Source organism: Xanthobacter autotrophicus (genome assembly GCF_030015065.1).
GTDB lineage: Bacteria > Pseudomonadota > Alphaproteobacteria > Rhizobiales > Xanthobacteraceae > Xanthobacter > Xanthobacter autotrophicus_D.
In genome coordinates this window covers 67,265-93,629 of sequence record NZ_JAIVFN010000005.1, presented here as the reverse complement: position 1 = coordinate 93,629, position 26,365 = coordinate 67,265, and the positions used below count along the sequence as shown (strand labels likewise).

Annotated in this window: 26 protein-coding genes and 1 tRNA gene; 19 read left to right on the top strand and 8 right to left on the bottom strand. The window is 69.9% G+C overall.

Annotation, left to right across the window (positions count from 1 at the left end; genetic code table 11):
* Window positions 1–154: 154 nt before the first annotated feature.
* The 7 genes from ntrB (at window position 155) to K9U40_RS02700 (ending at window position 9,927) form a co-directional block, all read left to right on the top strand.
* A complete protein-coding gene (gene ntrB / locus K9U40_RS02730; RefSeq protein WP_282888707.1) occupies window positions 155–1,048 on the top strand; it encodes a nitrate ABC transporter permease in 894 nt (297 codons plus the stop codon).
* A 22-nt stretch (window positions 1,049–1,070) separates the two neighbouring features.
* Entirely contained in the window at window positions 1,071–1,865 is a 795-nt protein-coding gene (locus K9U40_RS02725) for an ABC transporter ATP-binding protein (protein WP_282888706.1), read from the top strand.
* Window positions 1,866–1,929: 64 nt separating this feature from the next.
* A complete protein-coding gene (locus K9U40_RS02720; RefSeq protein ID WP_282888705.1) occupies window positions 1,930–2,352 on the top strand; it encodes a globin family protein in 423 nt (140 codons plus the stop codon).
* Window positions 2,353–2,375: 23 nt separating this feature from the next.
* Window positions 2,376–3,596, top strand: a complete 1,221-nt coding sequence (locus tag K9U40_RS02715) for an NAD(P)/FAD-dependent oxidoreductase (RefSeq protein WP_282888704.1) — start codon at window positions 2,376–2,378, stop codon at window positions 3,594–3,596.
* 10 nt (window positions 3,597–3,606) lie between these two features.
* Entirely contained in the window at window positions 3,607–5,370 is a 1,764-nt protein-coding gene (locus K9U40_RS02710; RefSeq protein WP_282888703.1) for a NirA family protein, read from the top strand.
* Window positions 5,371–5,457: 87 nt separating this feature from the next.
* Entirely contained in the window at window positions 5,458–7,089 is a 1,632-nt protein-coding gene (locus K9U40_RS02705; protein WP_282888702.1) for a sulfite reductase subunit alpha, read from the top strand.
* Between the two features lie 144 nt (window positions 7,090–7,233).
* The gene (locus tag K9U40_RS02700) at window positions 7,234–9,927 is read left to right on the top strand and encodes a nitrate reductase (protein WP_282888701.1); all 2,694 of its coding nucleotides are present in this window, start codon (window positions 7,234–7,236) and stop codon (window positions 9,925–9,927) included.
* Window positions 9,928–9,958: 31 nt separating this feature from the next.
* Here K9U40_RS02700 and ppa read toward each other — a convergent pair whose 3' ends face one another.
* Both ppa and K9U40_RS02690 read right to left on the bottom strand, forming a co-directional pair.
* The gene (gene ppa, locus K9U40_RS02695; RefSeq protein ID WP_282888700.1) at window positions 9,959–10,501 is read right to left on the bottom strand and encodes an inorganic diphosphatase; all 543 of its coding nucleotides are present in this window, start codon (window positions 10,499–10,501) and stop codon (window positions 9,959–9,961) included.
* Between the two features lie 52 nt (window positions 10,502–10,553).
* The gene (locus tag K9U40_RS02690) at window positions 10,554–11,063 is read right to left on the bottom strand and encodes a GNAT family N-acetyltransferase (RefSeq protein WP_282888699.1); all 510 of its coding nucleotides are present in this window, start codon (window positions 11,061–11,063) and stop codon (window positions 10,554–10,556) included.
* A gap of 308 nt (window positions 11,064–11,371) precedes the next feature.
* On the opposite strand from K9U40_RS02690, the gene K9U40_RS02685 reads away from it, so the two are divergent.
* The 4 genes from K9U40_RS02685 to folK all read left to right on the top strand — a co-directional run bounded on the left by K9U40_RS02685 (window position 11,372) and on the right by folK (window position 14,105).
* Window positions 11,372–11,689, top strand: coding sequence for a hypothetical protein (locus tag K9U40_RS02685; protein WP_282888698.1), 318 nt, complete (start codon window positions 11,372–11,374; stop codon window positions 11,687–11,689).
* A gap of 199 nt (window positions 11,690–11,888) precedes the next feature.
* The gene (gene msrA / locus K9U40_RS02680; protein WP_282888697.1) at window positions 11,889–12,545 is read left to right on the top strand and encodes a peptide-methionine (S)-S-oxide reductase MsrA; all 657 of its coding nucleotides are present in this window, start codon (window positions 11,889–11,891) and stop codon (window positions 12,543–12,545) included.
* 307 nt (window positions 12,546–12,852) lie between these two features.
* Window positions 12,853–13,617 (top strand): dihydropteroate synthase, encoded by a 765-nt coding sequence (gene folP / locus K9U40_RS02675; RefSeq protein ID WP_282888711.1) that lies wholly within the window; start codon window positions 12,853–12,855, stop codon window positions 13,615–13,617.
* The gene (gene folK, locus K9U40_RS02670; RefSeq protein ID WP_282888696.1) at window positions 13,614–14,105 is read left to right on the top strand and encodes a 2-amino-4-hydroxy-6-hydroxymethyldihydropteridine diphosphokinase; all 492 of its coding nucleotides are present in this window, start codon (window positions 13,614–13,616) and stop codon (window positions 14,103–14,105) included. Before folP ends, folK begins: the two co-directional genes overlap by 4 nt.
* Before the next feature lie 59 nt (window positions 14,106–14,164).
* Here folK and K9U40_RS02665 read toward each other — a convergent pair whose 3' ends face one another.
* On the bottom strand, window positions 14,165–14,371 hold the full coding sequence (locus K9U40_RS02665) for a CsbD family protein (protein WP_282888695.1): 207 nt from the start codon (window positions 14,369–14,371) through the stop codon (window positions 14,165–14,167).
* Window positions 14,372–14,468: 97 nt separating this feature from the next.
* On the opposite strand from K9U40_RS02665, the gene meaB reads away from it, so the two are divergent.
* The 6 genes from meaB (at window position 14,469) to K9U40_RS02635 (ending at window position 19,639) form a co-directional block, all read left to right on the top strand.
* Window positions 14,469–15,455 carry a methylmalonyl Co-A mutase-associated GTPase MeaB gene (gene meaB / locus K9U40_RS02660; protein WP_282888694.1) on the top strand — a complete coding sequence of 329 codons (987 nt, stop codon included), beginning with the start codon at window positions 14,469–14,471 and terminating at the stop codon, window positions 15,453–15,455.
* Between the two features lie 10 nt (window positions 15,456–15,465).
* Entirely contained in the window at window positions 15,466–16,128 is a 663-nt protein-coding gene (locus K9U40_RS02655) for a peptidase C15 (RefSeq protein WP_282888693.1), read from the top strand.
* Window positions 16,129–16,288: 160 nt separating this feature from the next.
* Entirely contained in the window at window positions 16,289–17,212 is a 924-nt protein-coding gene (locus K9U40_RS02650; RefSeq protein WP_282888692.1) for a sulfite exporter TauE/SafE family protein, read from the top strand.
* A 58-nt stretch (window positions 17,213–17,270) separates the two neighbouring features.
* Entirely contained in the window at window positions 17,271–18,083 is an 813-nt protein-coding gene (locus tag K9U40_RS02645) for a TIGR02186 family protein (protein WP_282888691.1), read from the top strand.
* 543 nt (window positions 18,084–18,626) lie between these two features.
* Window positions 18,627–19,409 (top strand): enoyl-CoA hydratase-related protein, encoded by a 783-nt coding sequence (locus tag K9U40_RS02640; RefSeq protein WP_282888690.1) that lies wholly within the window; start codon window positions 18,627–18,629, stop codon window positions 19,407–19,409.
* Window positions 19,410–19,564: 155 nt separating this feature from the next.
* Window positions 19,565–19,639 (top strand) — tRNA-Gln (locus K9U40_RS02635).
* A gap of 60 nt (window positions 19,640–19,699) precedes the next feature.
* On the opposite strand, the gene K9U40_RS24760 is transcribed toward K9U40_RS02635, so the two are convergent.
* From K9U40_RS24760 to K9U40_RS02625, 3 genes are all read right to left on the bottom strand, one after another.
* Window positions 19,700–19,927, bottom strand: coding sequence for a hypothetical protein (locus K9U40_RS24760; RefSeq protein WP_414114956.1), 228 nt, complete (start codon window positions 19,925–19,927; stop codon window positions 19,700–19,702).
* Window positions 19,921–20,331, bottom strand: a complete 411-nt coding sequence (locus K9U40_RS02630) for a recombinase family protein (RefSeq protein ID WP_414114955.1) — start codon at window positions 20,329–20,331, stop codon at window positions 19,921–19,923. The genes K9U40_RS24760 and K9U40_RS02630 overlap by 7 nt, the downstream gene beginning before the upstream one ends.
* Window positions 20,332–20,413: 82 nt before the next feature.
* Window positions 20,414–21,271 carry an SDR family NAD(P)-dependent oxidoreductase gene (locus tag K9U40_RS02625; RefSeq protein WP_282888710.1) on the bottom strand — a complete coding sequence of 286 codons (858 nt, stop codon included), beginning with the start codon at window positions 21,269–21,271 and terminating at the stop codon, window positions 20,414–20,416.
* A gap of 202 nt (window positions 21,272–21,473) precedes the next feature.
* On the opposite strand from K9U40_RS02625, the gene K9U40_RS02620 reads away from it, so the two are divergent.
* Both K9U40_RS02620 and K9U40_RS02615 read left to right on the top strand, forming a co-directional pair.
* Window positions 21,474–22,625: a polysaccharide biosynthesis/export family protein gene (locus K9U40_RS02620; RefSeq protein ID WP_282888689.1), complete on the top strand. Its 1,152-nt coding sequence runs from the start codon at window positions 21,474–21,476 to the stop codon at window positions 22,623–22,625.
* 13 nt (window positions 22,626–22,638) lie between these two features.
* On the top strand, window positions 22,639–23,946 hold the full coding sequence (locus K9U40_RS02615) for a hypothetical protein (RefSeq protein ID WP_282888688.1): 1,308 nt from the start codon (window positions 22,639–22,641) through the stop codon (window positions 23,944–23,946).
* Window positions 23,947–23,983: 37 nt separating this feature from the next.
* Here the strand turns inward: K9U40_RS02615 and K9U40_RS02610 are convergent, their stop codons facing one another.
* A complete protein-coding gene (locus K9U40_RS02610) occupies window positions 23,984–25,060 on the bottom strand; it encodes a hypothetical protein (RefSeq protein WP_282888687.1) in 1,077 nt (358 codons plus the stop codon).
* 12 nt (window positions 25,061–25,072) lie between these two features.
* Window positions 25,073–26,365 (bottom strand): hypothetical protein, encoded by a 1,293-nt coding sequence (locus K9U40_RS02605; RefSeq protein ID WP_282888686.1) that lies wholly within the window; start codon window positions 26,363–26,365, stop codon window positions 25,073–25,075.

Here is a 26,365-nt window from a genome sequence, read left to right as displayed (position 1 = left end):
CTCCCTACCCTCCCCCGCCCGAACTCGGCTTTTGCCGAGTTCGGTTCCCAAGAGCCGAAGCCGGAAACATCCGGCTTCGTGCGGGAGAGGGTTCGCCCGAAACCCGAGCATCGCGACGCGTCTTGAGCGCGACCTGAAACCGGAGCCCTGCCCCATGTCCGTCACCGCATTGAAAGAGCCGCCCAAAGAGGCCCGGCGCTCCGGGAGCGCCGCCGTGGTCCGCCTTGCCGCCCCTGCCGCCGCGCGCCCCTCGCGCTGGCCCGCCATCGCCCGCACCGTCGCCGTCAGCGTCCTCCCGCCGCTGGTGATGGTGCTGCTCCTGGGCCTGCTCTGGGAGCTCCTGTGCTCCAGCCCCGGCGCCACCCTGCCGCCGCCGAGCCGCATCTGGTCTGAATCCAAGGACCTCATCCTCGATCCCTTCTTCGTCGCCGGCCCGCAGGATATCGGCCTCGGCTGGCGCGTGCTGGTGTCGCTCCAGCGCGTGGCGGTGGGCTTCGGCCTCGCGGCGGTGGTGGGCATCGCGCTCGGCGCGGTGATCGGCCAGTCGGTATGGGCCATGCGCGGCCTCGATCCCATCTTCCAGGTGCTGCGCACGGTGCCGCCGCTGGCCTGGCTCCCCATCGCGCTGGCCGCCTTCCGCGATTCGAACCCCTCAGCCATCTTCGTGATCTTCATCACCGCCATCTGGCCGGTGATCATCAATACGGCGGTGGGCATCCGCAATATTCCGCAGGATTACCGCAACGTGGCGCTGGTGCTGCGGCTGAACCCCCTCGAATTCTTCTGGAAGATCATGCTGCCCTCGGCGGCGCCCTACATCTTCACCGGGCTGCGCATCGGCATCGGCCTGTCGTGGCTCGCCATCGTGGCTGCCGAAATGCTCACCGGCGGCGTCGGCATCGGCTTCTTCATCTGGGATGCGTGGAACTCCTCCCGCCTGCCCGACATCATCGTGGCCCTCGTCTACATCGGCGTGGTCGGCTTCGTGCTCGACCGCCTCGTGGCCGGCGTCGGCTCCTTCGTCACCCGTGGCACCAGCGCTGCCTGATCGCACTTTCGAGGAGCATCCCATGCCCGCCTATCTCGAGCTCAGCCAGATCGGAAAGAGCTTTTCCCGCGGCGCCGCCACCACGGAAGTGCTGCGCGACGTTTCCCTCGACATCGCCAAGGGCGAATACATCTCCATCATCGGCCATTCCGGCTGCGGCAAGTCCACCCTGCTCAACATCGTCGCCGGCCTCACCCCGGTGACCACCGGCGGCGTCATCCTCGACGGCAAGGAGGTGAACGCCCCCGGCCCGGACCGCGCGGTCGTGTTCCAGAACCATTCGCTGCTGCCCTGGCTCACGGTCTACGACAATGTGCGCCTCGCGGTGGACAAGGTGTTCTCCGGCACCCGCTCGCGCACCGAGCGCCACGACTGGACCATCCACAACCTCGACCTGGTGCAGATGGGCCATGCCAGGGACAAGCGCCCGTCCGAGGTCTCCGGCGGCATGAAGCAGCGCGTGGGCATCGCCCGGGCGCTGGCCATGGAGCCCAAGGTGCTGCTGCTGGACGAGCCCTTCGGCGCGCTGGACGCCCTCACCCGCGCCCACCTGCAGGACAGCGTCATGCAGATCCATGCCAGCCTCGGCAACACCATCCTCATGATCACCCACGACGTGGACGAGGCGGTGCTGCTCTCCGACCGCATCGTGATGATGACCAACGGTCCCTCCGCCCGCATCGGCGAGGTGCTGGAGGTGAACCTGCCGCGGCCGCGCAAGCGGCTGGAGCTGGTCACCAACGCCACCTACCTCAAGGCCCGCGAGGCGGTGCTGAAATTCCTCCACGAGCGCCATCGCTACGTGGAAGCCGCCTGAGCCCTTTCGGAGCGGGCCGGATGCGCCCGCTCCCCTCGCCTTTTTCAAAGCCGGAGAGATTGCCATGACACCGACCCAGATTGATCTGGTCCAGGCCAGCTTCGCCAAGGTGGTTCCCATCGCCGATACGGCGGCGGGCCTGTTCTACGGCCGCCTGTTCGAGATCGCGCCCGAGGTGAAGCCCCTGTTCAAGGGCGACATGACCACCCAGGGGCAGAAGCTGATGGCCACCCTCGGCGTGGTGGTCGCCGGCCTCAAGGACCTGCCGAGCATCGTTCCCGCCGCGCAGAACCTCGCCCGCAAGCATGTGGGCTACGGCGTCAAGACCGAGCACTACGTCGTGGTGGGCGCGGCCCTCTTGTGGACGCTGGAACAGGGCCTCGGCGAGGCCTTCACCCCCGAGGTGAAGACCGCGTGGGCCGACGCCTACGGCCTGCTCTCCTCCGTCATGATCGCCGCCGCCGAAGCCCCCGAGCCGGTGGCCTGAGGACAAAGCCAGAGGACACGCACATGAGCGAGCCCCTCCTGATCATCGGCAACGGCATGGCGGCGGCAAAGCTCTGCGAGGAGCTGGCCCAGCGCGCGCTGGGCCGCCATGCCGTCGCGGTGATCGGGGCGGAGCCGCACCTCGCCTATAACCGGGTGCTGCTCTCCGAGGTGCTCGCCGGCCACATGACCGCCGCGGACGCGCAGATGAAGCCCGCCTCCTGGTGGCGCGATCGCGGCGTGACCCTGCAATACGGCACCCCCGCCGCCGCCATCGACCGCGCCTCCCGCGCGGTGGTGCTGGCGGACGGGCGGCGCCTGCCCTATGCGCGCCTCGTGCTCGCCACCGGCTCGCACCCCATCCGCCTGCCGCTGCCGGGCATGGATCTCGACGGCGTGCACACCTTCCGCGACCTGAAGGACGTGGCGGCGCTGCTCGCCGCCGCGGCCGTGCCCGGCACGCGGGCGGTGGTGATCGGCGGCGGGCTGCTGGGCCTGGAGGCCTCCGTAGGCCTCGCCGGGGCGGGGGTGAAGACCTCCCTCGTCCATCTCATGGACCGGCTGATGGAGCGCCAGCTCGATCCCGCCGCCGCCGGCTTTCTTCGGCGGGCGGTGGAAGCCAAGGGCGTCGAGGTGCTGCTTCAGGCCGCCAGCGACGCCATCGAGGGCGATGGCGACGGCCGTGTCACCGGCCTCAGGCTGAAAGATGGGGGCGTGGTGGCGGCCGACCTCGTGGTGGTGGCCTGCGGCGTCACCCCCAATGCCGACCTTGCCCGCGCGGCCGGGCTGGAGGTGAAGCGCGGCATTCTCGTCGATGACACGCTGTCCACTTCCGACCCCGCCATCTACGCCATCGGGGAATGCGCCGAGCATCGCGGCATCGCCTACGGCCTCGTGGCCCCGGCCTATGAGCAGGCCCGCGTGCTCGCCCGGCGCCTTGCGGGGGAAGAGGCGCGCTACGAGGGCTCGGTGGTGGCCACCAATCTGAAGGTTTCGGGCGTCCCCGTCTTCTCGGCGGGGGACGTCACCGGCGGCGAAGGCACGGAAGACATCGTGCTCACCGACCAGGGGCTTGGCGTTTATCGCCGGCTCATCGTGAAAGACGGGCTGCTCGCGGGCGCCGTGCTGTTCGGCGATACGGCGGACGGCCTGTTCTATCTCGACCTCATCACCAAACGCACCCCCATCACCGCCATGCGCGCCGATCTCGCCTTCGGGCGGGACGCCATCGCCGCAGCGGCCTGAGGAGAGACCCATGGGCGGCGATTTTTCCATCGACCAGAAACGCTATCTGGAAGGCTTCGTCTCCGGCGCCAAGGCGGTGCAGATCACCCGCGGCGCCGCGCCGGCGGGCGCGCCCGTCGCTGCCGCCGAGCCCACCGGACCCGACGCGGCGGGCCTCAAGGCCATGGCCCGCTTCGAGGCGCAGGGCAGGAAGCTCACGCCTGAGGAGAAGGGCAAGCGCGAGGAGCTGGGCCTTGATTCCTACCCCCGCATGAAGACGGCCGCGCACGAGGGCGTCTTTCCCAAGGGTCCGGACGTGTTCCGCTGGAAGTTCCACGGCCTGTTCCATGTGGCGCCGGCGCAGGACAGCTTCATGTGCCGCCTGCGCATTCCCAACGGCATCCTGACCCACTGGCAGTTCCGCGGCGTCGCCGACATCGCTGCCGCCCACGGCGGCAACTACACCGACGTGACCACCCGAGCAAACCTCCAGATCCGCGAGATCCCGGCCACCGACGGCATCGCGGTGCTGGAGAAGCTGGTGGATCTCGGCCTCACCGCCAAGGGCTCGGGGGCGGACAACATCCGCAACGTGACCGGCACCCCCACCGCCGGCATCGACCCGCAGGAGCTCCTCGACACCCGCCCGCTGGCAAAGGAGTGGCACCACTACATCCTCAACAATCGCGACATGTACGGCCTGCCGCGCAAGTTCAACGTGGCGTTCGACGGCGCCGGCACCATCGGCGCGCTGGAGGACACCAACGACATCGGCTTCCAGGCGGTGGAGGTGAAAGACGGGTTCGGCGTGGCGCCGGGGGTGTGGCTGCGCCTCGCGCTGGGCGGCATCACCGGCCACAAGGATTTTGCCCGCGACACCGGCATCGTGGTGCGCCCAGATGAGGCGACCGAGGTGGCCGCCGCCATCGTGCGCGCCTTCATCGACACCGGCGACCGCACCGACCGCAAGAAGGCCCGCCTCAAATACGTGCTCGACGCCATGGGCTTCGACGGCTTCCTGGCGCTGGTGGAGAAGAAGCTCGGTCGTCCCTTCACCCGCCTGCCGGCCGAGGCGGTGGCGCCCCGCGCCGAGGCCGACCGCCTGGCTCATCTCGGCGTCCATGCCCAGAAGCAGGCGGGGCTGAATTACATCGGCGTCGGCCTGCCGGTGGGCCGCATGAGCGTTCCGCAGATGCACGGCCTCGCCGACATCGCCGCGCGCATGGGCGACGGCGATATCCGCCTCACCGTCTGGCAGAACCTCCTCATCTCGGGCGTTGCCGACGCGGAGGTGGAGGCAGCCTGCACCGCCATCGCGGCGCTCGGGCTTTCCACGCAGGCGACGCCGCTGCAGGCCGGGCTTGTGGCCTGCACGGGGTCGAAGGGCTGCCGCTTCGCCGCCGCCGACACCAAGGGCACGGCCCGCGCCATCCTCGCCCACTGCGAGGAGCGTCTCGACCTCGACGGGCCGGTGAACATCCATGTCACCGGCTGCCACAACAGCTGCGCCCAGCATTATATCGGCGACATCGGCCTCATCGGCGCACGGGTGGCCATCAATGACGATGGCGACACGGTGGACGGCTATCACCTGTTCGTCGGCGGCGGCTTCGGCGCGGATGCCGCCATCGCCCGCGAGCTTTATCGCGACGTGAAGGCGGAAAACGCCCCCATGGTGGTGGAGCGCCTGCTGAAGATCTGGATGGCCCACCGCCAGGACGGCGAGGCCTTCGCCCCCTTCACCCGCCGCATGGACCCCGAGGCGCTGAAAGCGCTGGCGGAGGCGGCGGCATGAGCACCGCACCTGATCCGAATGGCCGCCGGGCGGCCTGACGCAAGACTTCGCGCCCGAGGCGCGCCACGCGACACAGAGACCACAGCCATGAGCCTCCAGACCCGCATTCCCGTTGTGCCCGTTTTGCCCGACAGCGCCCCATTCACCGGCGAGCAGCGGGCGTGGCTGAACGGCTTCTTCGCCGCCATCCTCTCGGCCGATCAGGTCAGCGCCCCCACCGCCCTCTCGGCGGGCGACGCGGCGGCGCTGATGCCCGACATGCCTGCCCCGGCGGTGGAGGCGGCCGACGATGGCGCACCCTGGCACGACCCCGCCATGCCGCTGGCCGAGCGCATGAAGCTGGCAGAGGGCAAGGCCCTGCCCCGCCGCATGATGGCGGCCATGGCCCAGCAGGATTGCGGCCAGTGCGGCTATGTGTGCGAGACCTACGCCAAGGCGCTGGCCGACGGCGCCGAGAGCAAGCTCAACCTCTGCGCCCCCGGCGGCAAGGAGACCCTGCGCATGCTGAAGCAGCTCGCGGAGGAGACCGCCGCCCCGGCCACCAAGCCGGCCGCCGCCCCCGCGCCGGCCGCCGTCTCCTACGCCCACGAGCCCCACGCCCCGGCGCCTTTGGGCACCCGTGAAAATCCGGGCGAGGTCACCTTTCTCGGCCGCACCCGCCTCAACAAGGACGGCTCCGAGAAGGAGACCTGGCATATCGAGTTCGATCTTAGCGGCTCCGGCATCGACTATGTGGCCGGCGACAGCTTCGGCGTGTTCCCGGTGAACGATCCGGACCTGGTGGCGGCGGTGCTCGCCGCGCTCCACGCCCCGCCGGATTTCCCCATCGCCGACACCACGCTGGGCGAGGTGCTCTCCCGCGAAGTGTGCCTGAAATCGGCCCCCGATGCCCTGTTCACCCTCATTTCCTACATCACCGGAGGCGAGCGCAAGGCCAAGGCCCGGGCGCTGGCCTCCGGCGAGGACCCGGACGGCGATGCCGCCACCCTCGACGTGCTGGCGGCGCTGGAGAAGTTCCCCGGCATCCGTCCCGATCCGGAGGCTTTGGTGGAATGCCTGGAGCCGCTCCAGCCCCGGCTTTACTCCATCTCCTCCAGCCCCACGGCGACCCCCGGCAAGCTCACCCTGACGGTGGACGCGGTGCGCTACGACATGGCCGGACGCACAAGGCTCGGCGTCGCCTCCACCTTCCTCGGCGGCCGCATCGCGGCGGGCACGCGCATGAAGGCCTATATCCAGAAGGCGCACGGGTTCGCCCTGCCGGCCGACCTCTCCAGGGACGTGATCATGGTGGGGCCGGGCACCGGCATCGCCCCGTTCCGCTCCTTCCTGCACGAGCGGCTCGCCACCAAAGCGAGCGGGCGCAACTGGCTGTTCTTCGGCCACCAGAAGCGCGACACGGACTTCTTCTACGAGGACGAGCTGTCGGGCCTCCAGGCCTGCGGCACCCTCACAAGGCTCGACACCGCATGGTCGCGGGACGGCGCCGCCAAGGTCTACGTGCAGGACAAGATCCGCGCGGCGGGGCCGGAACTCTGGGCGTGGCTTCAGGCCGGCGCGCACTTCTATATCTGTGGCGATGCCAAGCGCATGGCGAAGGACGTGGAAGCGGCGGTGACGGCGGTGGCCGCCGAGCATGGCGGCCTCTCGGCGGAGGCGGCGGCCCGCTTCGTGGCGGACCTGAAGACCGCCGGCCGCTACCAGGCCGACGTGTACTGACCCGAGAGCGCGATCCGATCGGACTGGCTCAATCTGATCAGATCGCGCTCTCCCTTAATGAAAGAGAACGCGTTATCCGAGCAGCCTGCGTTGCAGGCAGATCGGCGCGTGCTCCAGCAGCCTCAGGCAGGATCGGCCAACCCCATGAATGCGCCTCTCGCCTCGCCCCCCTCGGTGAAGACCACCTGCCCCTATTGCGGCGTCGGCTGCGGGGTGAAGGCGACGCCGGACGGCCGCGGCGGCGCGCTGGTGGAGGGTGACGCCGCCCACCCGGCCAATCTCGGCCGCCTGTGTTCCAAGGGCGCGGCGCTGGGGGAGACGGTGGGGCTCGACACCCGCCTGCTCTTTCCTATGGTGCGCGGGGCCGACGGGGCGCTCGCCCGCGCCTCGTGGGACGCTGCCCTCGACCGCATCGCGGACAGCCTTAAGGGTGTGCGCGACACCCACGGGCCGGAGGCCATCGCCTTCTACCTCTCCGGCCAGTTGCTGACCGAGGATTATTACGTCGCCAACAAGCTGGCGAAGGGCTTCCTCGGCACCGCCCACGTGGACACCAATTCGCGCCTGTGCATGTCCTCCTCCGTGGCCGGGCACAAGCGCGGCTTCGGCTCGGACACGGTGCCGGGGTCCTATGAGGACCTGGAGGCGGCGGATCTCATCGTGCTGGTGGGCTCCAACACCGCATGGTGCCATCCGGTGCTGTTCCGCCGCATGGAGGCGGCGCGCAAGGCGCGGGGCACGAAATTCGTGGTCATCGACCCCCGCCGCACCGAGACGGCGGCGGAAGCCGACCTGCACCTGCCGCTGGCCCAGGGCACCGACGCCCTGCTGTTTTCAGGCCTCCTCGCCCATCTGGCGCAGAGCCCGGCGTTCGACGCGACTTACGTGCGCGACCACACCACCGGCTTCGACGATGCGCTCGCCCACGCCCGCGCCGTGGCCCCGGACGCCGCGGCCACCGCCCGCGCCTGCGGCCTCGCGGTCGAGGACGTGGCGCGCTTCTTCGCCCTGTTCGCGCAAACCGCGAAGACGGTGACCTGCTATTCGCAGGGGGTGAACCAGTCGGTGGCGGGCACCGACAAGGTCAATTCCATCCTCAACTGCCATTTCGCCACCGGCCGCATGGGCCGCGAGGGCATGGGGCCGTTTTCGCTGACCGGCCAGCCCAATGCCATGGGGGGGCGCGAGGTGGGCGGGCTCGCCAACCAGCTCGCCGCCCACATGGGCTTTTCGCCGGAGGAGGTGGACCTTGTGCGCCGCTTCTGGGACGCGCCCGGCATCGCCACCCGCGAGGGCCACAAGGCGGTGGACCTGTTCGCCGCCATCGGCCGGGGGGAGATCAGGGCGCTGTGGGTCATGGGAACCAACCCGGCCGTGAGCCTGCCCGAGGCGGACGGCGTGCGCGACGCGCTGAAGCGCCTCGATTTGTTCGTGCTGTCCGAGAACGTGGCGCTCAACGATACCGCCTCATGCCATCCCCATGTGATGCTGCCCGCCGCCGCCTGGGGCGAGAAGGACGGCACCGTCACCAATTCCGAGCGGCGCATCTCGCGCCAGCGGCCCTTCCTCGCCCCGCCCGGCGCGGTGAAGCCCAATTGGTGGGCGCTGGCGCAGGTGGCGGCGCGCCTCGGCTTCGGCGCGGCCTTCGCGTGGCGCGGACCGGCGGACATCTTCCGCGAGCATGCCGCGCTCTCCGGCTTCGAGAATGCCGGCACCCGCGACTTCGACATCTCCGCCTTCGCCGACCTATCCGACGCCGCCTACCAGGATTTCGCCCCGGTCCAGTGGCCGGCCCCGCGCGGACGGCCCGAGGGCACCCAAAGGCTGTTCGCCGCCGGCGGCTATTTCACCGCCGACCGGCGCGCCCGCTTCGTGGCGCCGGCCCCGGTCGAGGCGGCGCGGACGAGCGACGCCTTCCCCTTCCTGCTCAACACCGGCCGCGTCCGCGACCAGTGGCACACCATGACCCGCACCGGCCTCTCCCCCCGGCTGGGCGCGCACATCCCGGCCCCCTTCGTCGCCGTGCATCCGGACGATGCGGCGCCCCTCGGCCTCGCCGATGGCGCGCTGGCGCGGGTGTCGAGCGCCCACGGCGCGGCGGTGCTGGAAGTCAGGATCGACGCCGGGCAGCGGCGCGGCACCCTGTTCGCGCCCATCCACTGGAGCGCGGCGACCTCCTCCCATGGGCGGGTGGGTCCGCTCGTCCACGGCGTCACCGACCCCCATTCCGGCCAGCCCGATTCGAAGGCGACGCCCGCCACCCTCGCGCCCTACGCCGCGCCGTTCGAGGGCTTCGTGCTGTCGCGGCGCCGGCTGGAAATGCCGCAGGGCCTGTGGTGGGCGCGGGCGGCGCTGGAGGGCGGCTTCGGCTGGCGCATGGCGGGCCACCTCGGGCCGGACGACTGGGCCCGGTGGGTCAAGGCGGAAGGCCCTGCCCCTTCCGCCCAACTTGATCTGGCGGAACTGGTGGACGCTCCCTCGGGCCTTTACCGTGCCGCCGCCTTCGACGGGGACGGGCGGCTCGATTTCGCGGTGTTCGTGGGCACGGCCGGCCGGCGCGTGGCGTGGGACGCGCTCAAGGGCCTGCTTTCGGAAGGCAAGGTCTCCACCGCCGACCGGCGGACCCTGCTGGCGGGCCGGCGGGCGGGGGCTGCGGCCGCGTGCGGGCCGCTGGTGTGCGCCTGCTTCGGCGTGCCGCGCGATGCCATCGTGGGCGCCATCCGCGCCGGCGCGCACGATGCGGCGATGGTGGGGGACAAGCTGAAGGCAGGCACGAACTGCGGCTCGTGCCTGCCCGAGATCCGCCGCCTCCTGACGGAGACGACGGTGCCGGCCTGAGGGCGGGAGGTCCCGCCCCCGGCGGAAGGCCTCAGCCTTCCTTGCCTTCGGCCTTGGCGCGCTCGATGCCTTCCACGATCAGCTTCTGGGCCTGGGCCGCGTCGCCCCAGCCGAGGATCTTCACCCACTTGTTGGGCTCGAGATCCTTGTAGTGCTCGAAGAAGTGCTCGATCTGCTTCAGCGTGATCTCCGGCAGGTCGGAATAGTTCTCAACCCGGTCGTAGCGCTTGGTGAGCTTGGAGGAGGGAACGGCGATGATCTTCTCGTCGATTCCGGCCTCGTCCTCCATCAGCAGGACGCCCACGGGACGCACGCTGATGACCGCGCCGGCCACGATGGCGCGGGTATTCGCCACCAGCACGTCGCAGGGATCGCCGTCGCCGGACAAAGTGTGCGGAATGAAGCCATAGTTTCCAGGATACCGCATGGCGGTATAAAGGAAGCGATCGACGAAGAGGGTACCGGCAGCCTTGTCGAGCTCGTACTTGATGGGCTCGCCGCCGATCGGAACCTCGATCAACACGTTCACGTCGTGGGGCGGGTTCTTGCCGATCGGGATCGCATCGATGCGCATGATACACTCGCTGGATAGCTACGGTCCACGCGGGCGGTCGCCCGCGCGGGGGTTACCGCTGCCAAGCGAAGGCGATCTTGTCCAGCGTTTTCGAGCCGAACTGCTCCGTCGAGGATGCGACCGGTTGCCCCCCCAGCGCCTTGTAGAAGCCCACCGCATTCTCGTTCTCGGCGAGCGCCCACACCACGAGACCATCGAGCCGTGCAAGACTCAGGTCCCGGCGGGCCGCCGCAAACAGACGCTGGCCGAAGCCGAGGCCCTGATACAAAGGTTGTAGGTAGATCTCATAGATCTCGCCGCCATAGGGCAGGCTCTTGGCGCGGTTGCCGCCGTAATTCACATAGCCGGCGAGGTCATCGCCCACCAGCAGCACGGACAGGCGGCTGCCGCGCCGGATGGCGGCGTCCCACCAGCGCGGGCCGCGCCGCTCCACCATCCGTTCCAGCTCGACGCCGGGGATGAGGCCGCGATAGGCCGTGCGCCAAGCCGCGTCGTGAACCGCCGCGATCGCCTCTGCGTCGGCCGGCTTGGCCCTGCGGATTTCGATGAGGCCCGTACTCATGACGTGATGGAAGCATTACCCGCGCCCGGCTTCAAGGGGCAATGGCGCGCAAGGGGTCGGGATCGCCCTCCGGGCTGCGCATGGCGGGGCGGGCTGCGGGCTTGGTTGCCGAGGCGCCCCCTCCTGCCCAAGCCGCCGGTGCTCCCTCCCCCCGCAAGCGGGAGAGGGTTGCAGCACGAGGGATGACAAAAGCCGCCCCCCAGCCAAGCCGCTCCCGCACCGGGGGGCGTGCAATCTTGGCCGATCCCGCCTAAATGGAAGGGGCCGGGCGCACCGCCCGAAGACGCGAGGGAGCCCAGCGCCGACCCATGATCCGCTTCCTGTTCCGCTTCATCGGATTCTGGCTCGTGGCCGGCGGCTTCGTCGCCCTCATCGTGGACGGCACGCGCTCCATCGCGTCCTCCGCGCTGGTGTTCACCTCCACGGGCGATGCCTGGTTCGCGCTGTCGCCCGGAACGCTGGAGCAGGCGGAAAACGCGGGCCGCGCCGGCCTGCCCGGGGTCTGGAGCACCGCCATCCTGCCGCTTTTGTCCCTGCCGGCCTTCCTGCTGCTGGTGGTGGTAGGGCTCATCCTGCTCGCCCTCGGCCGGGTGCGCGAGCGCTCGCGCTTCGAGATTTCCCGGTAATGGGGACAGACGGATTCACCGATCGGATCGAGACCGCCTGACCGGATCGGGCTCCGGGGCGCGGCGCCCCCTCGCGCAAACGCCGCGGGCTTCCCATATTGGGGATCCGGCCCGGCTCGCCGCCGGCGCCTCCCTTCATGTCCCCATGCGCGCGCGACGGGTCCGATGCCCGGCGCGACGCCCCAGCGAGGAGCCCGCCATGTTCTGGCTGAAGAAGTCCCTCGACCTGCCCACCAAGGCCGATGCCCTGCCCGGCCGCAGCATGCCCGTGCCCACCGCCGAGACGCATCACGTCAACGGCCACGCCCTCAAGGGTCCCTATCCCGAGGGGTTCGAGACCGCCGTGTTCGCCCTGGGCTGCTTCTGGGGCGCCGAGCGCAAGTTCTGGCAGACGCCCGGCGTGTGGGCGACCGCCGTCGGCTACGTGGCCGGCTTCACCGAGAACCCCACTTATGAGGAGGTCTGCTCCGGCCGCACCGGGCACACCGAGGCGGTGCTGGTGGTCTACGACCCCAAGGTGGTGACCTATGACGAGCTGCTGCGGCTGTTCTTCGAATCCCACGATCCCACCCAGGGCATGCGCCAGGGCAATGACGTGGGCACGCAGTACCGCTCCGGCATCTATGTGAGCGGCGCCGCCCAGCGGGTCGCGGCGGAAGCGGCGAAGGCGGCCTACGAGCCGGCGCTGAAGGCCAGGGGCTTTCCCCCCATCACCACCGAGATCGCCGATCTGGGGCCGTTCTATTTCGCGGAAGGCTACCACCAGCAGTATCTGGCCAAGAACCCCAACGGCTATTGCGGCCTCGGCGGCACCGGCGTCTCCTGCCCCATCGGCACCGGGGTCGCGGCGCAGTAACCCTTCCCTCCCCACGGCGCGGCGGAAGCCGCGCCCGTCACTTCCACCCCACGGCGCGGCGGAAGCCGCACCCGTCACTTCCACCCCACGGCGCGGCGGAAGCCGCGCCCGTCACGTCCTCATCACGGTGCGGCGAAAGCCGCGCCCCGTCTTCCTTCCGGCCCCTGTTGCAAAGGCCGGCGCCGCGCGGTTCATTGGGCCCCCGTCCAACCGACCCTGCCCAGGCCCGCCGCCCTTGCCCGCTGCTCCCTCCCGCACCCTTCATGCCTGTGGCCGCGCCATCGCGCTCGGCCCGCGCACCCTTGTCATGGGCATCCTCAACGTGACGCCCGATTCCTTTTCCGACGGCGGTGCCAGCGCCGCGCCGGCCGACGCGCTCGCCACCGCCCGGCGCCTGGTGGCGGAGGGCGCGGACATGCTCGACGTGGGCGGCGAATCGACGCGGCCGGGCCACACCCCGGTGGAGGCGGAAGACGAATGGGCGCGCATCGCCCCGGTCATCGCGCCGCTGGCCGCCGAGACCGGCCTGCCCATCTCCGTGGACACCTACAAGGCCTACGTCGCCCGGCGGGCGCTCGCGGCCGGGGCGGTGATCGTCAACGACGTCTGGGGTTTTTCCCGCGACCCGGACATGGCGAAGGTGGTGGCGGACCACGACGCGGCGGCGGTGGTGATGCACAACCGAACCGAAGTCGATGAAACCCTCGACATCGTTGCCGATATGCTGGACTTCTTCGAGAAAGCTCTCGATATGGCCGACAGGGCCGGCGTGAAGCGCGAGCGCCTCGTCCTCGACCCCGGAATCGGCTTCGGCAAGAGCTTTCCGCAGAACCTCGCCGCGGTCCGCCGGCTCGGCGAATTGCGGGTGCTGGACCTGCCCATCCTGCTGGGCACATCGCGCAAGTCATTGATCGGAAAGGTGATCGAGACCACTCCGGCGGAGCGCCTGCCGGGCACCATCGCCTCCAACGTCATCGGCATCATGGCCGGGGTGGAGATCATCCGGGTGCACGACGTGGCCGCCCACGTACAGGCGGCACGCGTCGCCGAGGCCATCCGGGACGCCTCGTGACCCACCGCACCGCCTATCTGTGCCTCGGCTCCAACGTGGGCGACCGGGCCGCCACCATGGGGCTGGCGCTGGGCGTGCTGGCCCGGGCCGGGCTCACCATCGGCGCCCGCTCCTCGCTCTACGAGACGCCGCCCTGGGGGCCGATCCCGCAGGGGCCCTACCTCAACCAAGTGGTTGAGATAAAAAGCCCGGTGGCGCCCCGCAGCCTGCTGTTCCTGGCCTTGGCTGTGGAGCGGATGCTGGGGCGCGACCGGCCCCACGAGGTGCGCTTCGGGCCGCGCCGGATCGACATCGACATCCTGTTGTTTGCAAACGAAAATATCGCCGAGCCGGACCTGGAGATCCCCCATCCCCGCCTGCTGGAGCGCGCCTTCGCCCTGGTGCCCTTGACCGAGATCGCGCCTGAAATCGTCATTTCCGGCGTGCGCGCGGCCGAGGCGCTGGCCCCGCTCGACCAGAGCGGTATCGTCAAGGTCGCAACAGCCTGAAAATTCAGATAAAAATCCCCGCGCCGGCAGGCACGGGGCGTGTCGCGGGAGGCTCGTGATCACATGGTGCGGATGTTGGTGGACCAGGTATCGACCTGGCGCTTCACCTCATCCTTGGCATAGCCGTAGCGCTCCTGCAGCTTGCCTTCAAGAATCTCGCGGTTGCCGTTGATTTCGGCCATGTCATCGTCAGTGAGCTTGCCCCACTGGGCCTTGAGATTGCCGGTCATCTGCTTCCAGTTGCCTTCGATCCGATCCCAGTTCATGCGTTCGTCCTCCGTTGGAGTGGAATTATGCTGGAGGAACGTTCACGCTGGCACACGGGTTCCGGATTAAAACTGCTGCGGAACGGGGGAACCAAATATGACGGCACGGCACGAGGACGACGAGAAGCTTGCGCAGGGCGTCGCCAAAGGTGAGCGGGCGGCGCTGGCGCGGGCCATCACCCTCGTGGAATCGCGCCGCACCGACCATCGCCGGCGGGCCCAGGTGCTGCTGCAATCCCTGCTGCCGCGTACCGGCGGCGCCTTCCGGGTGGGCATCACCGGGGTGCCGGGGGTCGGCAAGTCCACCACCATCGACGCGCTGGGCACCTATCTCACGCAGCAGGGCCACAAGGTGGCGGTGCTGGCGGTGGACCCCTCCTCCACCCGCACCGGCGGCTCCATCCTCGGCGACAAGACCCGCATGGCGCGCCTCGCGGTGGACCGCAACGCCTTCATCCGCCCGTCGCCGTCCGGCGGCACCCTGGGTGGCATCGCCGCCAAGACCCGCGAGACCATGCTGCTGTGCGAGGCGGCCGGCTTCGACGTGGTGCTGGTGGAAACCGTGGGCGTGGGCCAGTCCGAAACCGCCGTGGCCGACCTCACCGACACCTTCCTCGTCCTCATGCTGCCGGGTGCCGGCGATGAGCTGCAGGGCATCAAGAAAGGCGTGCTGGAACTCGCCGACATCGTGGCCGTGAACAAGGCGGACGGCGACAACATCACCCGCGCCCGCGCCGCTGCCGGTGAATATCGCACGGCGCTCCATCTGCTCGGCGCCCGCCTGCCCCACTGGTCGCCGCCGGTGCTGACCTATTCCGCGCTCACCGGCGACGGCATCCCCGATGTCTGGGAGCAGGTGGTGCTGCACCGGCGCAAATGCGAGGCGGCCGGCACATTCGCCGCCACCCGGCAGGCGCAGCAGGTGCGCTGGATGTGGACCCTGCTCAATGAGCGCCTCGCCGAGAAGGTCACCCACGACCCGGCGGTGAAGGCCCGCCTGCCCGCCCTCGAGCGGGAGGTGGCGGCCGGCACCCTCGCCCCGGCGCTGGCGGCGGCGGAGATTGCCGGCCTCATCGGGCTGTGAGGCCGGGGCCGTGACGCGCCGGCTGCGCATCCTCGTCACCGCCTTCGGGCCGTTTCCCGGCGTGCCGCTGAACCCCTCGCAGCGCACGGCGCGTGACCTGCTGCGCCTGCGGCGTCCGGCGCTGGCGGACGTGGAGATCGTGTTCGAGATCCTGCCCACGCGCTGGAGCGTGCTGCCGCACCTCGACACCCTGATGGACGAGCAGGCGTTCGACGGCGTCCTGCTGCTGGGCGTCGCCGCCCGGCGCCGTCACGTGGGCCTGGAGGCGCGCGCGATGAATGCGGCGCGCCCATTCCCGGATGCTCAGGGCCGGCATCCGCCGGGACGCCGCCTCGCGCCCCGTGGCCCGGACGACTACCGGTCCACCGCTCCGGTGCTGCCCTGGGCCTCGGCGCTGAGACGGTGCGGCATCGCGGCCGCGGCCTCGGGCGACGCCGGCCGCTACCTGTGCAACGCCGCCTATTTCCACGCCCTCGCGGCCGCCCAGGCGTGCGCCCGCAGCAAAGGGGCCGTGCCGCCGGTGCTCTTCATCCACCTGCCCGGACGCTCCGGCATCCCCCACGGCGCCTCCCGCGCCAGCCTGGCCCGCGGGTTCTCCGGCCTGCTGGTCGCGCTCGCAGCCGAGGCACGGCGGCGTCGGGGCCGGATCCGGTCAGATTGCCCTGCCACCTGACCGGGGCATGCGCCAGGCCACCTGAATCCCGATCCTGTCGCTTCAAGGTCTCATGTCAGCGTGCAGCTCCGTGCATTTGCCCGATGGACTTGCTTCAGCTTTCATCCATGGAACTCCAGACGTATAGGCACGGACGCCGCGCGCCAGCGAAAGTTCCCCCGTGACCATCTACCTGCCCATCGCCGAGCTTCCGATCGCCATCTTCACCGTCTTCGCCATGGGGCTGGCGGTGGGGTTCATTTCCGGCATGTTCGGCGTCGGCGGCGGCTTCCTGATGACCCCGCTGCTGATCTTCACGGGCGTGCCTCCGGCGGTGGCCGTGGCCAGCGTGTCGCCCTACATGGCCGCCTCCTCCTTTTCCGGCGCCCTGTCCTACTGGCGCAAGGGCATGCTGGACCTGACGCTGGCCGGCGTGCTGCTGACCGGCGGCCTCGCCGGGACGGTGGCGGGCGTGCTCCTGTTCCTGTGGCTGCGCATGATCGGCCAGGTGGACCTCGCCATCCGCATTTCCTACGCGATGCTGCTCGGCGCCGTCGGCTCGCTCATGCTGGTGGAGAGCCTCAAGGCCATCGCGCGCGCGCGGCGCGGCCTGCCGCCCACGGTGCGGCGCCCGGGCACCCGGGCCTGGTTCATGCGGCTGCCGCTGAAGATGCGGTTCCGGCGCTCGCGCATCTATGTCTCGGCGCTGCCGGTGGTCGGCATCGGCTTCATGATCGGCCTTCTGGGCGCGGTGCTGGGGGTCGGCGGCGGCTTCATCCTCGTTCCAGCCCTCATCTACCTGCTCAGGGTGCCGACCCAGACCTCGGTGGGCACGTCCCTGGTGCTCACCCTCGTGACCATGGCGGTGGCCACCGTGCTCCACGCCGAGGCCAACGGCACCGTGGACGCGGTGCTTGCCTTCGTGCTGATGATCGGCGGCACCATGGGCGCCCAGTTCGGCGCCCGCACCGGACAGACCCTGAAGGCGGAGCACCTGCGCTTCCTCCTCGGCATCCTGGTCCTGTCGGTGGCGGTGCGGGTGGGCGTCGACCTCGTCAGCCGGCCGGCGGACACCTTCGCCGTCACCCAGGAGGCGCAGCCATGACCCAGGAGGCGCAGCCATGACCCAGACGGCAGGCGCACCCCGGAAAAGGAGCCCAGCCATGGGGAAAGGCGCGCTCGCGCAGGGTATTGCCAGCCGGGCCTCGGGCATGATGGTCGCCGGCCTGCTCGCGCTCGCGGCGCTGCCCGCCGGCGCGGCGCCGGCCCGGGCCGACCGCCTGGTGGTCTCCGTCTCGCAACCCCAGGTGCGGATCACATCCAGCTTCGCCGGCGCGGAGATCGTGATCTTCGGCGTGGCCGAGGCGCAGGATGGGGAAGACGGCTCCATCGACGTGGTCGTCACCGTGCGCGGGCCGGGAGAGAGCTTCACCACCTGGCGCAAATCCCGCGTGCTCGGCCTGTGGGTCAATTCGGACCGCCGCACCTTCGTGGAGGCGCCGGCCTTCCTCGCCGTCCTCTCCAACCGCCCCGCGGAGCAGATGGCCAGCCCGGAAACGTTGCGGGTGGAGCAGGTGGGCCTTGCCCGCAACATCCTGCTCCAGCGGGTGGGGCCCGATTTCGCCGATGTGGTGCCCAACGACCCGTTCCGCACCGCCTTCGTGCGCATCCAGACCGCGCAGGGCTTCTATCGTGAGGATCCCGGCGGCGTCACCTTCCTGGGCCCGCGCGCGTTCCGCGCCGACGTCGCCATTCCAGGCACCGCCCCCCTCGGGCGCTACGCCGTCGTGGTGAAGGTATTCCGGAACAACGCACTTTACGCAACGTCATTATCGAGTTTCGACGTGAACAAAACCGGGTTCGAGCAAAAGATCGCAGAATTTTCCCAGCGGGACGGTTGGTTGTATGGTTTCGCGGTTGCGTTGGGCAGCCTTGCTGTCGGCTTTATGGGCAACCTTCTGTTTCGCCGGGACTGAAGACCGCCAAGTAACGCGGGAACATGCCCGCCCCCACAACCGTTCATTTTCTAAAGATGTGCGGACGCAGGTACCAATCGCATCCTTTGTTGACGCTCCCAGCATTTTTTTCTTGAAACGGCTTTTTTCCGGGGTCACACAAGAAATGGCGAATTATCACGATTGAGCTACCTCCGCCCCCGCCAGCCGCCGGTGGGGCGCTGGGCTGCGGCCCTCGTGCATGTGCTTCGGGTGCCAAGCCCTGACCGGCGCCCGTAGGGGACGGGGTGGCGCTTCATGCGCCGCCCCGGAACCCCTCCGCCCATCGCGGCCATCCCGCGTGCCCCGCATCCCCCGCCGCAGCCTCGAATGCCGCAGGCGGATGCGCCGAAAGTCGTCCCCGCTTCGCGCCCCTCGTTGCATGCAGCAACTTCCCTCCTCGCGGTGTTCCGCTTAGAGACGGACGGGGCAGGGCCGGACGGGCATCTGCCACCGGCGGTCGGCCGGGCAAGGCAGCTTCGAGCGCGCTTCGGGCGAGGTTCGAGAGAGCTTGGGGGGAGAAGCGTGGCTGGCAGCATCGCCATTTCCGTCGAGGGCGGCATCGCCCGCCTCGTCCTGACCAATCCGGAGCGGCGCAACGCCATCTCCAGCGCCATGTGGCGGGCGCTGAGCGCCTTCGCGCAGGAGGCCGCGCGCCGCGCCGACATTCGCGCCTGCGTGCTGCGCGGCGAGGGGGACCTCGCCTTCTCCGGCGGCGCCGACATCTCCGATTTCGACACCGCCCGCTCCGACGCCTCCGGCGCGCAGAGCTATGACGACCTGGTGGAGCAGGCCTGCTCGGCCATCGAGGGCTTGGCCTTCCCCACCATCGCGCTGGTAAAGGGCGCGTGCGTGGGAGCCGGCGCGGCGCTGGCGGCCAGCTGCGACATGCGGATCGCCGGCGACGATGCTTTCTTCGCGATCCCGGCCGCGCGGCTGGGCCTCGGCTACGATCCCCGCGGCATGCCCCGCGTGCTCCGGGTGTTCGGCAGCCAGGGGGCGCGGCACCTCTTCTTCACCGCCGAGCGGCTCACCGCGGAGCGGGCCCATGCCATCGGCGCCGTGGACCAGCTTGCCCCCGCCGCCGAGGTGGAGGCCGCCGCCGAGCGCACGCTCCAGCGCATCGCGGACAACGCCCCCCTGACCCTCAAGGCGGCGAAGCTCGCCATCCGCGCCGCCGAGACCGGCGCGCAGGCCCTGCTGGGGGAGGCCCGCCGTGCCACCGGCCTCGCCAATGCGAGCGCCGATTATCGCGAAGGCCGGCTGGCCTTCGCGGAGAAGCGCGCACCGCGCTTCTCCGGAAGCTAGGGCGCGATCCGACCAGAGTGAATCAACCTGATCGGTGAATCGCCCTCTAACTTCAAGAAAGGGCACGGCTCGATCCGCGACCCCTGATCGAGCCGGCACGCCGGAGCTGCGTTGGACAGAAGCGCAACACGCGGCTATATGGTCCGCCGCCGCGTTGGGGCGTAGCCAAGTGGTAAGGCAGGGGATTTTGATTCCCCCATTCCCTGGTTCGAATCCAGGCGCCCCAGCCACCGCTATGGCACCTCTTTTGGTTTTAGCGGCCTCGGCAATTCCTGCGCTCGTGTCGGAGTTTAGCCGAGAGCCTGCTCAGGCGGAGACCCGCGGCGGGCCGTTCCGGCGCCGGTTTCCGGCCCGGTCTGAGGCGCGGCATTTTCAATTTCCGGACGCATCGTTTTCCCGTTCTGCCAGACGGGTTCGCCGAGATAGGTGCGGTTGTTGAGAATCTGTGCGGTCGCCCCGACGCCGAAGCTGTGGCCCTTGCGGATGCGCACCCCCTCGGCGTCGAGCACCTTCACCACGGCGCCGACCGAGCCGAGGTCGAGATAGAGCCGGAAGATGCGGCGCACGAGATCGGCGTCATTGTCCACGACCGCCAGCCGCTTTTCTCGTTGCGAGAGCCGAGCGGAACCGTGCCGCCCATCCACAGGCCCCGGCGCTTGGAGGCGGCGATCTTGTCCCTGACCCGCTCACCGATCACCTCGCGCTCGAACTGGGCGGAGGACAGCAGCACGTTGAGGGTGAGCCGGCCCATGCTGCTGATGGTGCTGAAGCTCTGCGTTACCGAGACGAAGGAGACATTGTACTCATCGAACAGCTCCACCAGCTTGGCGAAGTCGGCGAGGGAGCGGGTCAGGCGGTCGACCTTGTAGACCACGATAATGTCGATACCACCTCTGCGCACGGCATCCAGCAACTGCTGCAATGCCGGCCGCTCCAGGGAGGCCCCCGACGAAAATTGGCATGCGGCTCCCTCGTCCAAGAATAGCCAAATGCCCGGACTGACATCAGCTCTTCATTTCGCGGCGCAGTAGCCTCATCTGCATGGAAGCGAGGCGGTGAGACATGAGGCTCTGCAGCCGTGCGATGGCGCCGAGCCGCCAGCCGGGCGCTGACAGGAAGCGGCCGCGCTCGGCGCTGCGGATCATGTGCCGGGCCACCGCCTCCGCGGACAGGGGCCGCCCCGCCCCGGCGAATGCGGCGATGGCGGCGGGGCGACGCGGCGCCTCATAGGCAAGCTGGGGGGTATCAGTATCCGGTGGCACGGCGACGGTGACCTGCACCCCCGCCTGCGCCAGCTCGATGCGGAGCACCTCGCCCAGCCCGCGCACCGCGAATTTGCTGGCGCAATAGCCGGAATAGCCCGCCACGCCGAACAACCCGGCGCCGGAGGACACCAGAACCACATGCCCCCGACCCTCCGCCGCCATGGCCGGCGCCGCCGCGCGCACCACATGGAAGGTGCCGAGGAGGTTGGTGGCGACCTGCTCCTCCATCCGGGCCGCGTCCTGCTGCAGGAAGAAGCCGGGCTCGACGATCCCTGCCGCCGTCACCACCCAAAGCGGTGGCCCCGCCCTTGCGATGAGATCCGCCACCGCGACTTCGGTGGCCGTCTGGTCCCGCACGTCCAGCGGGCGGGCGATGACATTGAGTCCCTCTCCCGCCAGGCGGGCCTCGGCGGCGGCGAGGCGGGCGGGATCGCGCGCGAGCAGCGCCACCCGGCATCCCTTGCGCCCGAGTTCCAAAGCAGCAGCCAGCCCGATCCCGCTTGATCCTCCAGTGACGATGGCCAGGGGCCCGCTCGCAAGTGGCCCGCTCGCAAGGGGGTCACTCGCGAGGGGCGAACCATCGGCTGTCGGACCCATGCGCGCTGACTGCATCACCCGCTCCGCTCTCATTCTCGCGCCGGCCAACCCATGCTCGAAAACGGCCCCGTCGAACCGCATCCGCCGGATATGTTGCATAGCCGCAACGCTCTCTTAAACGTTGTGCCGCTAGGTCGCTATGGATGCCTGCGGCATGTATAACTGCCCCGCTCTTTGTCGGGCGTATCAGAAGCGGAATCGAATGACGGGCTGGGTTCGGTTTATCGCCATGGGCCTCCTTGCGGGGGCGGCCGCCGGTTGCACCGTGCTGCCGTCGTCGGGGCCGTCGCGCACCGAGATCGAAACGCAGCAGCCCGACGATGACCAGCGCTACCTGCTCATCGACGTGGACGACCGCACCCTCCATCTGATGCAGCAGCAGCGCCCGCCCAGCTTCGGCGGCCGCTTCGGCGATTATCGCCCGCCGAGCCGGTACGTGGTGGGCGTGGGCGACACCCTCTCAGTCACCATCTGGGAGGCGGCCGCCGGTGGCCTGTTCTCCGGCCCGGTCATCGACCGGCTCGGCACCGGGTCGCGCAGCGCCGCCATTCCCGAGCAGCAGGTGGCGCAGGACGGTTCCATCACCGTGCCCTATGCCGGCCGCATCCCGGTCGCTGGCAAGACCACCTCGCAGATCGAGCAGACGGTGGTGGACCGCCTGGCGGGCAAGGCCATCGAGCCTCAGGCGGTGGTTGTGGTCACGCGCAGCGTGAGCAATTCCGCCACCGTGCTGGGCGAGGCGACCACCGGCGCCATCGTTCCCCTCTCCCCGCGCGGCGATCGGGTGCTGGACGTGATCGCGGCCGCCGGCGGCATCAAGGTTCCGGCCCATGAAGTCTTCGTGCGCCTGAGCCGGGGCAACGCCACCGTCACCCTGCCCATGCAGAGGCTGCTCAACGATCCGAAGGAAGACGTCTATGTCCGCCCGCTGGACAAGATCGTCGTCATCCGCGATCCGCAGACCTTCACCGTGTTCGGCGCGGCGGGCCATCCCACCGTGGTTCCGTTCGATGCGTTGGGCATCACCCTTGAGGAGGCGGTCGCGCGCGTCGGCGGCCTCGTGGACAACAGGGCCGACCCCTCGGGCGTCTATCTCATGCGCCTGGAACCGGTGAGCTTCGCCACCCAGCTGCGGCCCGATGCACGGCCCCTGGAAGCCTATGGCCATGTCCGTGTGATCTACCGCTGGAACATGCGCGATCCCAACTTCATCTTCCTCGCGCGCGGCTTCCGGATCCGCAACAAGGACGCGATCTACGTGGCCAACGCGCCGCTCTCGGATCTGCAGAAGATCACCTCCGTGTTCAATTCCGTCGCCCAGCCCGTGGCTACCACGGTGGCGGTGGTCCCTTAAGGACGCGCTGGCCATGATCTCCCCGGCGCAAGCGTCCAGCGAGATCCTGAAGGCGGGCTCCCCCGAGGCCGAGATGGTCGCCTCCCCCCTGCGGTGGCCCGCGCGGGCGCGCGGCGCGCTGGTCCCGGTCGCGGCGCGCATCGGGCGCCTGCTCCAGGCCCGGGCCACGGGCCTGCGCAAAAGGCCGGTGCCGGCCCTGGCCGATCTGCGCCGCCTGAATCTGACGCGCCTCGACCTCGCCATCTTGTCCTTCGTGGCGGTGGTGGCGGTGCCGTCGGTGCTGTCCTTCCTCTACCTCGCCATGGTCGCGGCGCCGCAGTTCCGCTCCGAGACGCGGTTCGTGGTGCGCGGCAATCTCGAAACGGTGTCGGGTGGCGCAAGCCCGGTGTCGGGCTCCGGCACGGCGCAGGTGCCCAACACCCAGGAAGCGCGCGTGGTCGTGGACTATCTGCGCAGCCGCGCCATGGTGGACGCCCTGCAGCAGCAGCTCGACCTACGCCGCGTGTTCGGCGTCGCCGGCCGCGATCCAGTGTTCGGCCTGTCGAGCGACGCGAGCGAGGAGGATCTCCTCGCCTACTGGAACCGGCAGGTGCGGGTGAGTCTGGAATCCCTGTCGGGCGTCATCCGGGTGCAGATCCATGCCTTCAGCCCCGAGAGCGCGGCGCTGCTCGGTGCCGCCGTCGTGCGGGAAGCCGAGGCCGTCACCAACGCCCTCACCACCCGCAACCGCGGCGACCGCGTGTTTCAGGCCGATGCGGAAGAGCGCGAGGCCTTCACCGAGCTTGCCGTGGTGCGCACATCCCTCGAAGGCTTCCGCAATGCGCAGGGCACCCTCGATCCCACGCGCAGCGCCCTCGGCTCCTATGCGGTCATCGCCAAGCTGCGCGACCAGCGCTCCGCGCTCAACACCGATCTCACCGTCGCCCGCGCCCGTCTCGACGAGGAATCCCCGGTGGTGCGCGCGCTCAAGGAGCGGATGCGCTCGCTCGACGAGAAGATCGCGGCGCTGGACACCGACCTCCTCGGCCCCGACCGGGAGCAGGCCGGCAGCAGCGGCAACCTGAAGGCCGCCGCCGAGCTGGAAGTGCGCCGCCGCCTCGCCGAGCAGCGCCTGAACCAGGCGGAGGCCGAGCTGCTGGACGCACGGATGCAACAGGCCCAGAAGCAGGTCTATATCCTGACCTTCATGGCGCCGACCCTGCCGGCGGAGAAGGCGTTTCCCTCGCCCCTCATGGGCGCCGCGGCGGTGACGGGCATCCTGTTCGCGGCCTGGGCAGTGGCCGCCCTCTATGTGGGCAGCGTCTACGCCCGCACCCGCTGAGTCCCCCTTCCGCCGCTGATCAGGCCGCCCGGTCCGCTCAGGCCGGCGCCGGTTCCACCGCAGCTTCGTCCGTCGCCTCGTCGGTGCGCCGGATCGCCTCGCCAAGGTCGGCGAAGATCTGCACGTCGGCAGCCAGGAGATCCTGCGCTGCGGGCCACTCGCGCACCCGAGCCTCCAGCTCGCCCACCTGTTTGGAAAAGGTGAGAGCGGGCAAGGGCGGCAGCTCGATCTCCAGCACGGCGCGCAGGGTGTCCCAATAGGTCTCCACCGCGTTGAAATGGCCCACCACATCCATGTCGGCCAGGGTCTGGAGCGCCTGCTCCACGGCGCCGGCCTCCAGATTCTCGTCGGAGCTGCGGCAGGTGAGAAGACGCGCCAGGGGGCTGGCGAGCAGGGTGCGCTCGAACGGGGTCAGCGCGCCGAGCCAGGCCTCCAGGTCCGCCATCTCGGTGAGGTCGGCCTTGCCCAGGCTGTCCACCAGCGGCCGGTAGGTCTCGCTCAGCACCGAATAGGCGAGGTTCGGCGTCTTCACCGCCCAGCGCAGCGCGAGCAATTGTTCGGCCAGCTCCTCGAACGGGTCGCGCACCAGCACCGAGCACTTGAAGCCGCGATCCCGCAGCAGCGGCTCGTAGGTCCTGAAATAGAGCCGGCCGGCGCAGAAGATGGATGGCGAGAAGGCGATGCCGAGGATGGAGCGCACCGCCTCCTCCGGCATCCGCTCCAGCCGGGTGAAGGCCATGTGGAAGAGGTCCTGGAACGGCTCGTTCAGCGCCGATTGCGGCACCACCCGGGTTTCCAGGCGGAACAGCTTGAGGTCCGCCTTGGCGGCCGGCGGCCGCCGGCGGTAGATGCGGATGTTGGTGGCCTCGTCATAGAGTTCGAGGTCCGCCATGTCCTGAAGGTCGGCGACCGCATGCTGGTCCACCACGAAGCCGCAGATGCCGGTCTCGTGCAGACCCTGCTCGCGCAGCAGCGGGCGCAGCACGGTGGCGCGCACGACTTTCCGCATCTGCCCGCCGGTGAACACCGCCACGTGGGGCGTGCTCGACGGATTGTCGGGCATGATCCAGCCCACGATGCGGGTGCCGGCGTCCTCGTCGATGCTGAACAGCACGCCCCCGCCCCCTCAATGACGATGATCGCGGATGACCGCGACGAGGATCATGGCATTGATCCAGAAGATGCCGGCGAGGGTGAAGACGAACAGCCCGGTCTTCCACCACACCGGCTCGGCGGCCGTGGACGGCAGGCTCGGCGGCACGAACACGTTGACGAAGGCGCTCTGCGCCCGCGCGCGGCGCTCCGCCTCCTGCAATCCGGCCACGGCGATGGACTGCATGGTCTCGGCGAACCGCACTTCCAGCTCGGCCTCCTCATAGGCCGCGAGCGCGCTGACCGCCGTGCTGCCGGACCCGGACCGGGCGAGGCGGACCCTGAAGTCGGCGATCTCCTGGTCCAGCGCATGGACGCGGTCGCGCAGCACGCCGGACGTGGGTCCATCAGGCGCGGAGAGGCGTTCGAGGGCCCGCATCTCGCGGTCGGCGGCGATGCGCTCCTGTTCGAGGCGCAGCAGGCTCTGGCCGAGAGCATCGGCGGCCTGCACCGGATCGACGGCGCGCTGGCGCGCCCGCCATTCCTGCTGGCGCACCAGGGCCTCAGTGTAGCGCACCCGTGCGCGGTCGAGCTGCTCGCGGGCGCGGCCCACGCTCTCGGCCCGGCTGCGGGCGACGATGTCGTTGAGGAGGGTTTCGCCATCCTTCAGGATGCGCTCGGCGATGAGGTGGGCCTCCTCCGCAGAGAAGGCGCGCACCTTCAGCAGCACGATCTCGGAGCGCCGGTCCACCGCTGCGGTCACGTGGCGGTTCCAGAAGCGCCAGCGCTCCTCGAGGCTCGCCTGCGGGCTGAGCGCGGAGAGCGGATCGATGCCCGGTCCCGAAAACGCCCGTTGCAACAGGCCGTCCGCATCGAGCCTCGCCACATAGGCGCGGCTGGTGATGAAATTGGTGAGGATGAAGGGCGCCTGGCTCTGCGCCGACCGGCCCGCGCCCCCCAGCAGGCTGGACAGGGACTGGAGGATACCGGAGACCGCGCTGCGCGCGCCCGAGGTGCCTTGCGTGCCCTGGTCCAGCATGGTGCGCCCGCCGAGGGATTCGCGGATGGCAAGGCGGGCTTCCGACACATAGACCGGGGTGGCGACCACCCCCGAATAAAGCGCCGCGATCACCGCCGGCAGCACCACCACGACAACGAAGGTCAGCCGCAGCAGGCGGAACCAGCGGGCCGAGGCGGAAGCGCCGGTGCCGTAGGTGCGCGGCAGCCGCCGCCAGCTCAGCATGGGCCGCACGAAGGGGAGAACCGCGAATGCGCGGCTGCGTTCGATCAGGACCCGGATGGGCTGGGCGACGGGAAGCCCGGCCAT

Bases quoted from the DNA above. Each gene is read 5' to 3' on its own strand.
- K9U40_RS02715 (WP_282888704.1), top strand. From the start codon at position 2,376: ATGAGCGAGCCCCTCCTGATCATCGGCAACGGCATGGCGGCGGCAAAG.
- K9U40_RS02605 (WP_282888686.1), bottom strand. From the start codon at position 26,365: ATGGCCGGGCTTCCCGTCGCCCAGCCCATCCGGGTCCTGATCGAACGC.
- msrA (WP_282888697.1), top strand. From the start codon at position 11,889: ATGTTCTGGCTGAAGAAGTCCCTCGACCTGCCCACCAAGGCCGATGCC.
- K9U40_RS02615 (WP_282888688.1), top strand. From the start codon at position 22,639: ATGATCTCCCCGGCGCAAGCGTCCAGCGAGATCCTGAAGGCGGGCTCC.
- K9U40_RS02710 (WP_282888703.1), top strand. From the start codon at position 3,607: ATGGGCGGCGATTTTTCCATCGACCAGAAACGCTATCTGGAAGGCTTC.
- K9U40_RS02620 (WP_282888689.1), top strand. From the start codon at position 21,474: ATGACGGGCTGGGTTCGGTTTATCGCCATGGGCCTCCTTGCGGGGGCG.
- ppa (WP_282888700.1), bottom strand. From the start codon at position 10,501: ATGCGCATCGATGCGATCCCGATCGGCAAGAACCCGCCCCACGACGTG.
- meaB (WP_282888694.1), top strand. From the start codon at position 14,469: ATGACGGCACGGCACGAGGACGACGAGAAGCTTGCGCAGGGCGTCGCC.
- K9U40_RS02725 (WP_282888706.1), top strand. From the start codon at position 1,071: ATGCCCGCCTATCTCGAGCTCAGCCAGATCGGAAAGAGCTTTTCCCGC.
- K9U40_RS02685 (WP_282888698.1), top strand. From the start codon at position 11,372: ATGATCCGCTTCCTGTTCCGCTTCATCGGATTCTGGCTCGTGGCCGGC.
- K9U40_RS02665 (WP_282888695.1), bottom strand. From the start codon at position 14,371: ATGAACTGGGATCGGATCGAAGGCAACTGGAAGCAGATGACCGGCAAT.
- K9U40_RS02645 (WP_282888691.1), top strand. From the start codon at position 17,271: ATGGGGAAAGGCGCGCTCGCGCAGGGTATTGCCAGCCGGGCCTCGGGC.
- K9U40_RS02625 (WP_282888710.1), bottom strand. From the start codon at position 21,271: ATGGGTCCGACAGCCGATGGTTCGCCCCTCGCGAGTGACCCCCTTGCG.
- ntrB (WP_282888707.1), top strand. From the start codon at position 155: ATGTCCGTCACCGCATTGAAAGAGCCGCCCAAAGAGGCCCGGCGCTCC.
- K9U40_RS02700 (WP_282888701.1), top strand. From the start codon at position 7,234: ATGAATGCGCCTCTCGCCTCGCCCCCCTCGGTGAAGACCACCTGCCCC.
- K9U40_RS02690 (WP_282888699.1), bottom strand. From the start codon at position 11,063: ATGAGTACGGGCCTCATCGAAATCCGCAGGGCCAAGCCGGCCGACGCA.
- K9U40_RS02705 (WP_282888702.1), top strand. From the start codon at position 5,458: ATGAGCCTCCAGACCCGCATTCCCGTTGTGCCCGTTTTGCCCGACAGC.
- folP (WP_282888711.1), top strand. From the start codon at position 12,853: ATGGGCATCCTCAACGTGACGCCCGATTCCTTTTCCGACGGCGGTGCC.
- K9U40_RS02720 (WP_282888705.1), top strand. From the start codon at position 1,930: ATGACACCGACCCAGATTGATCTGGTCCAGGCCAGCTTCGCCAAGGTG.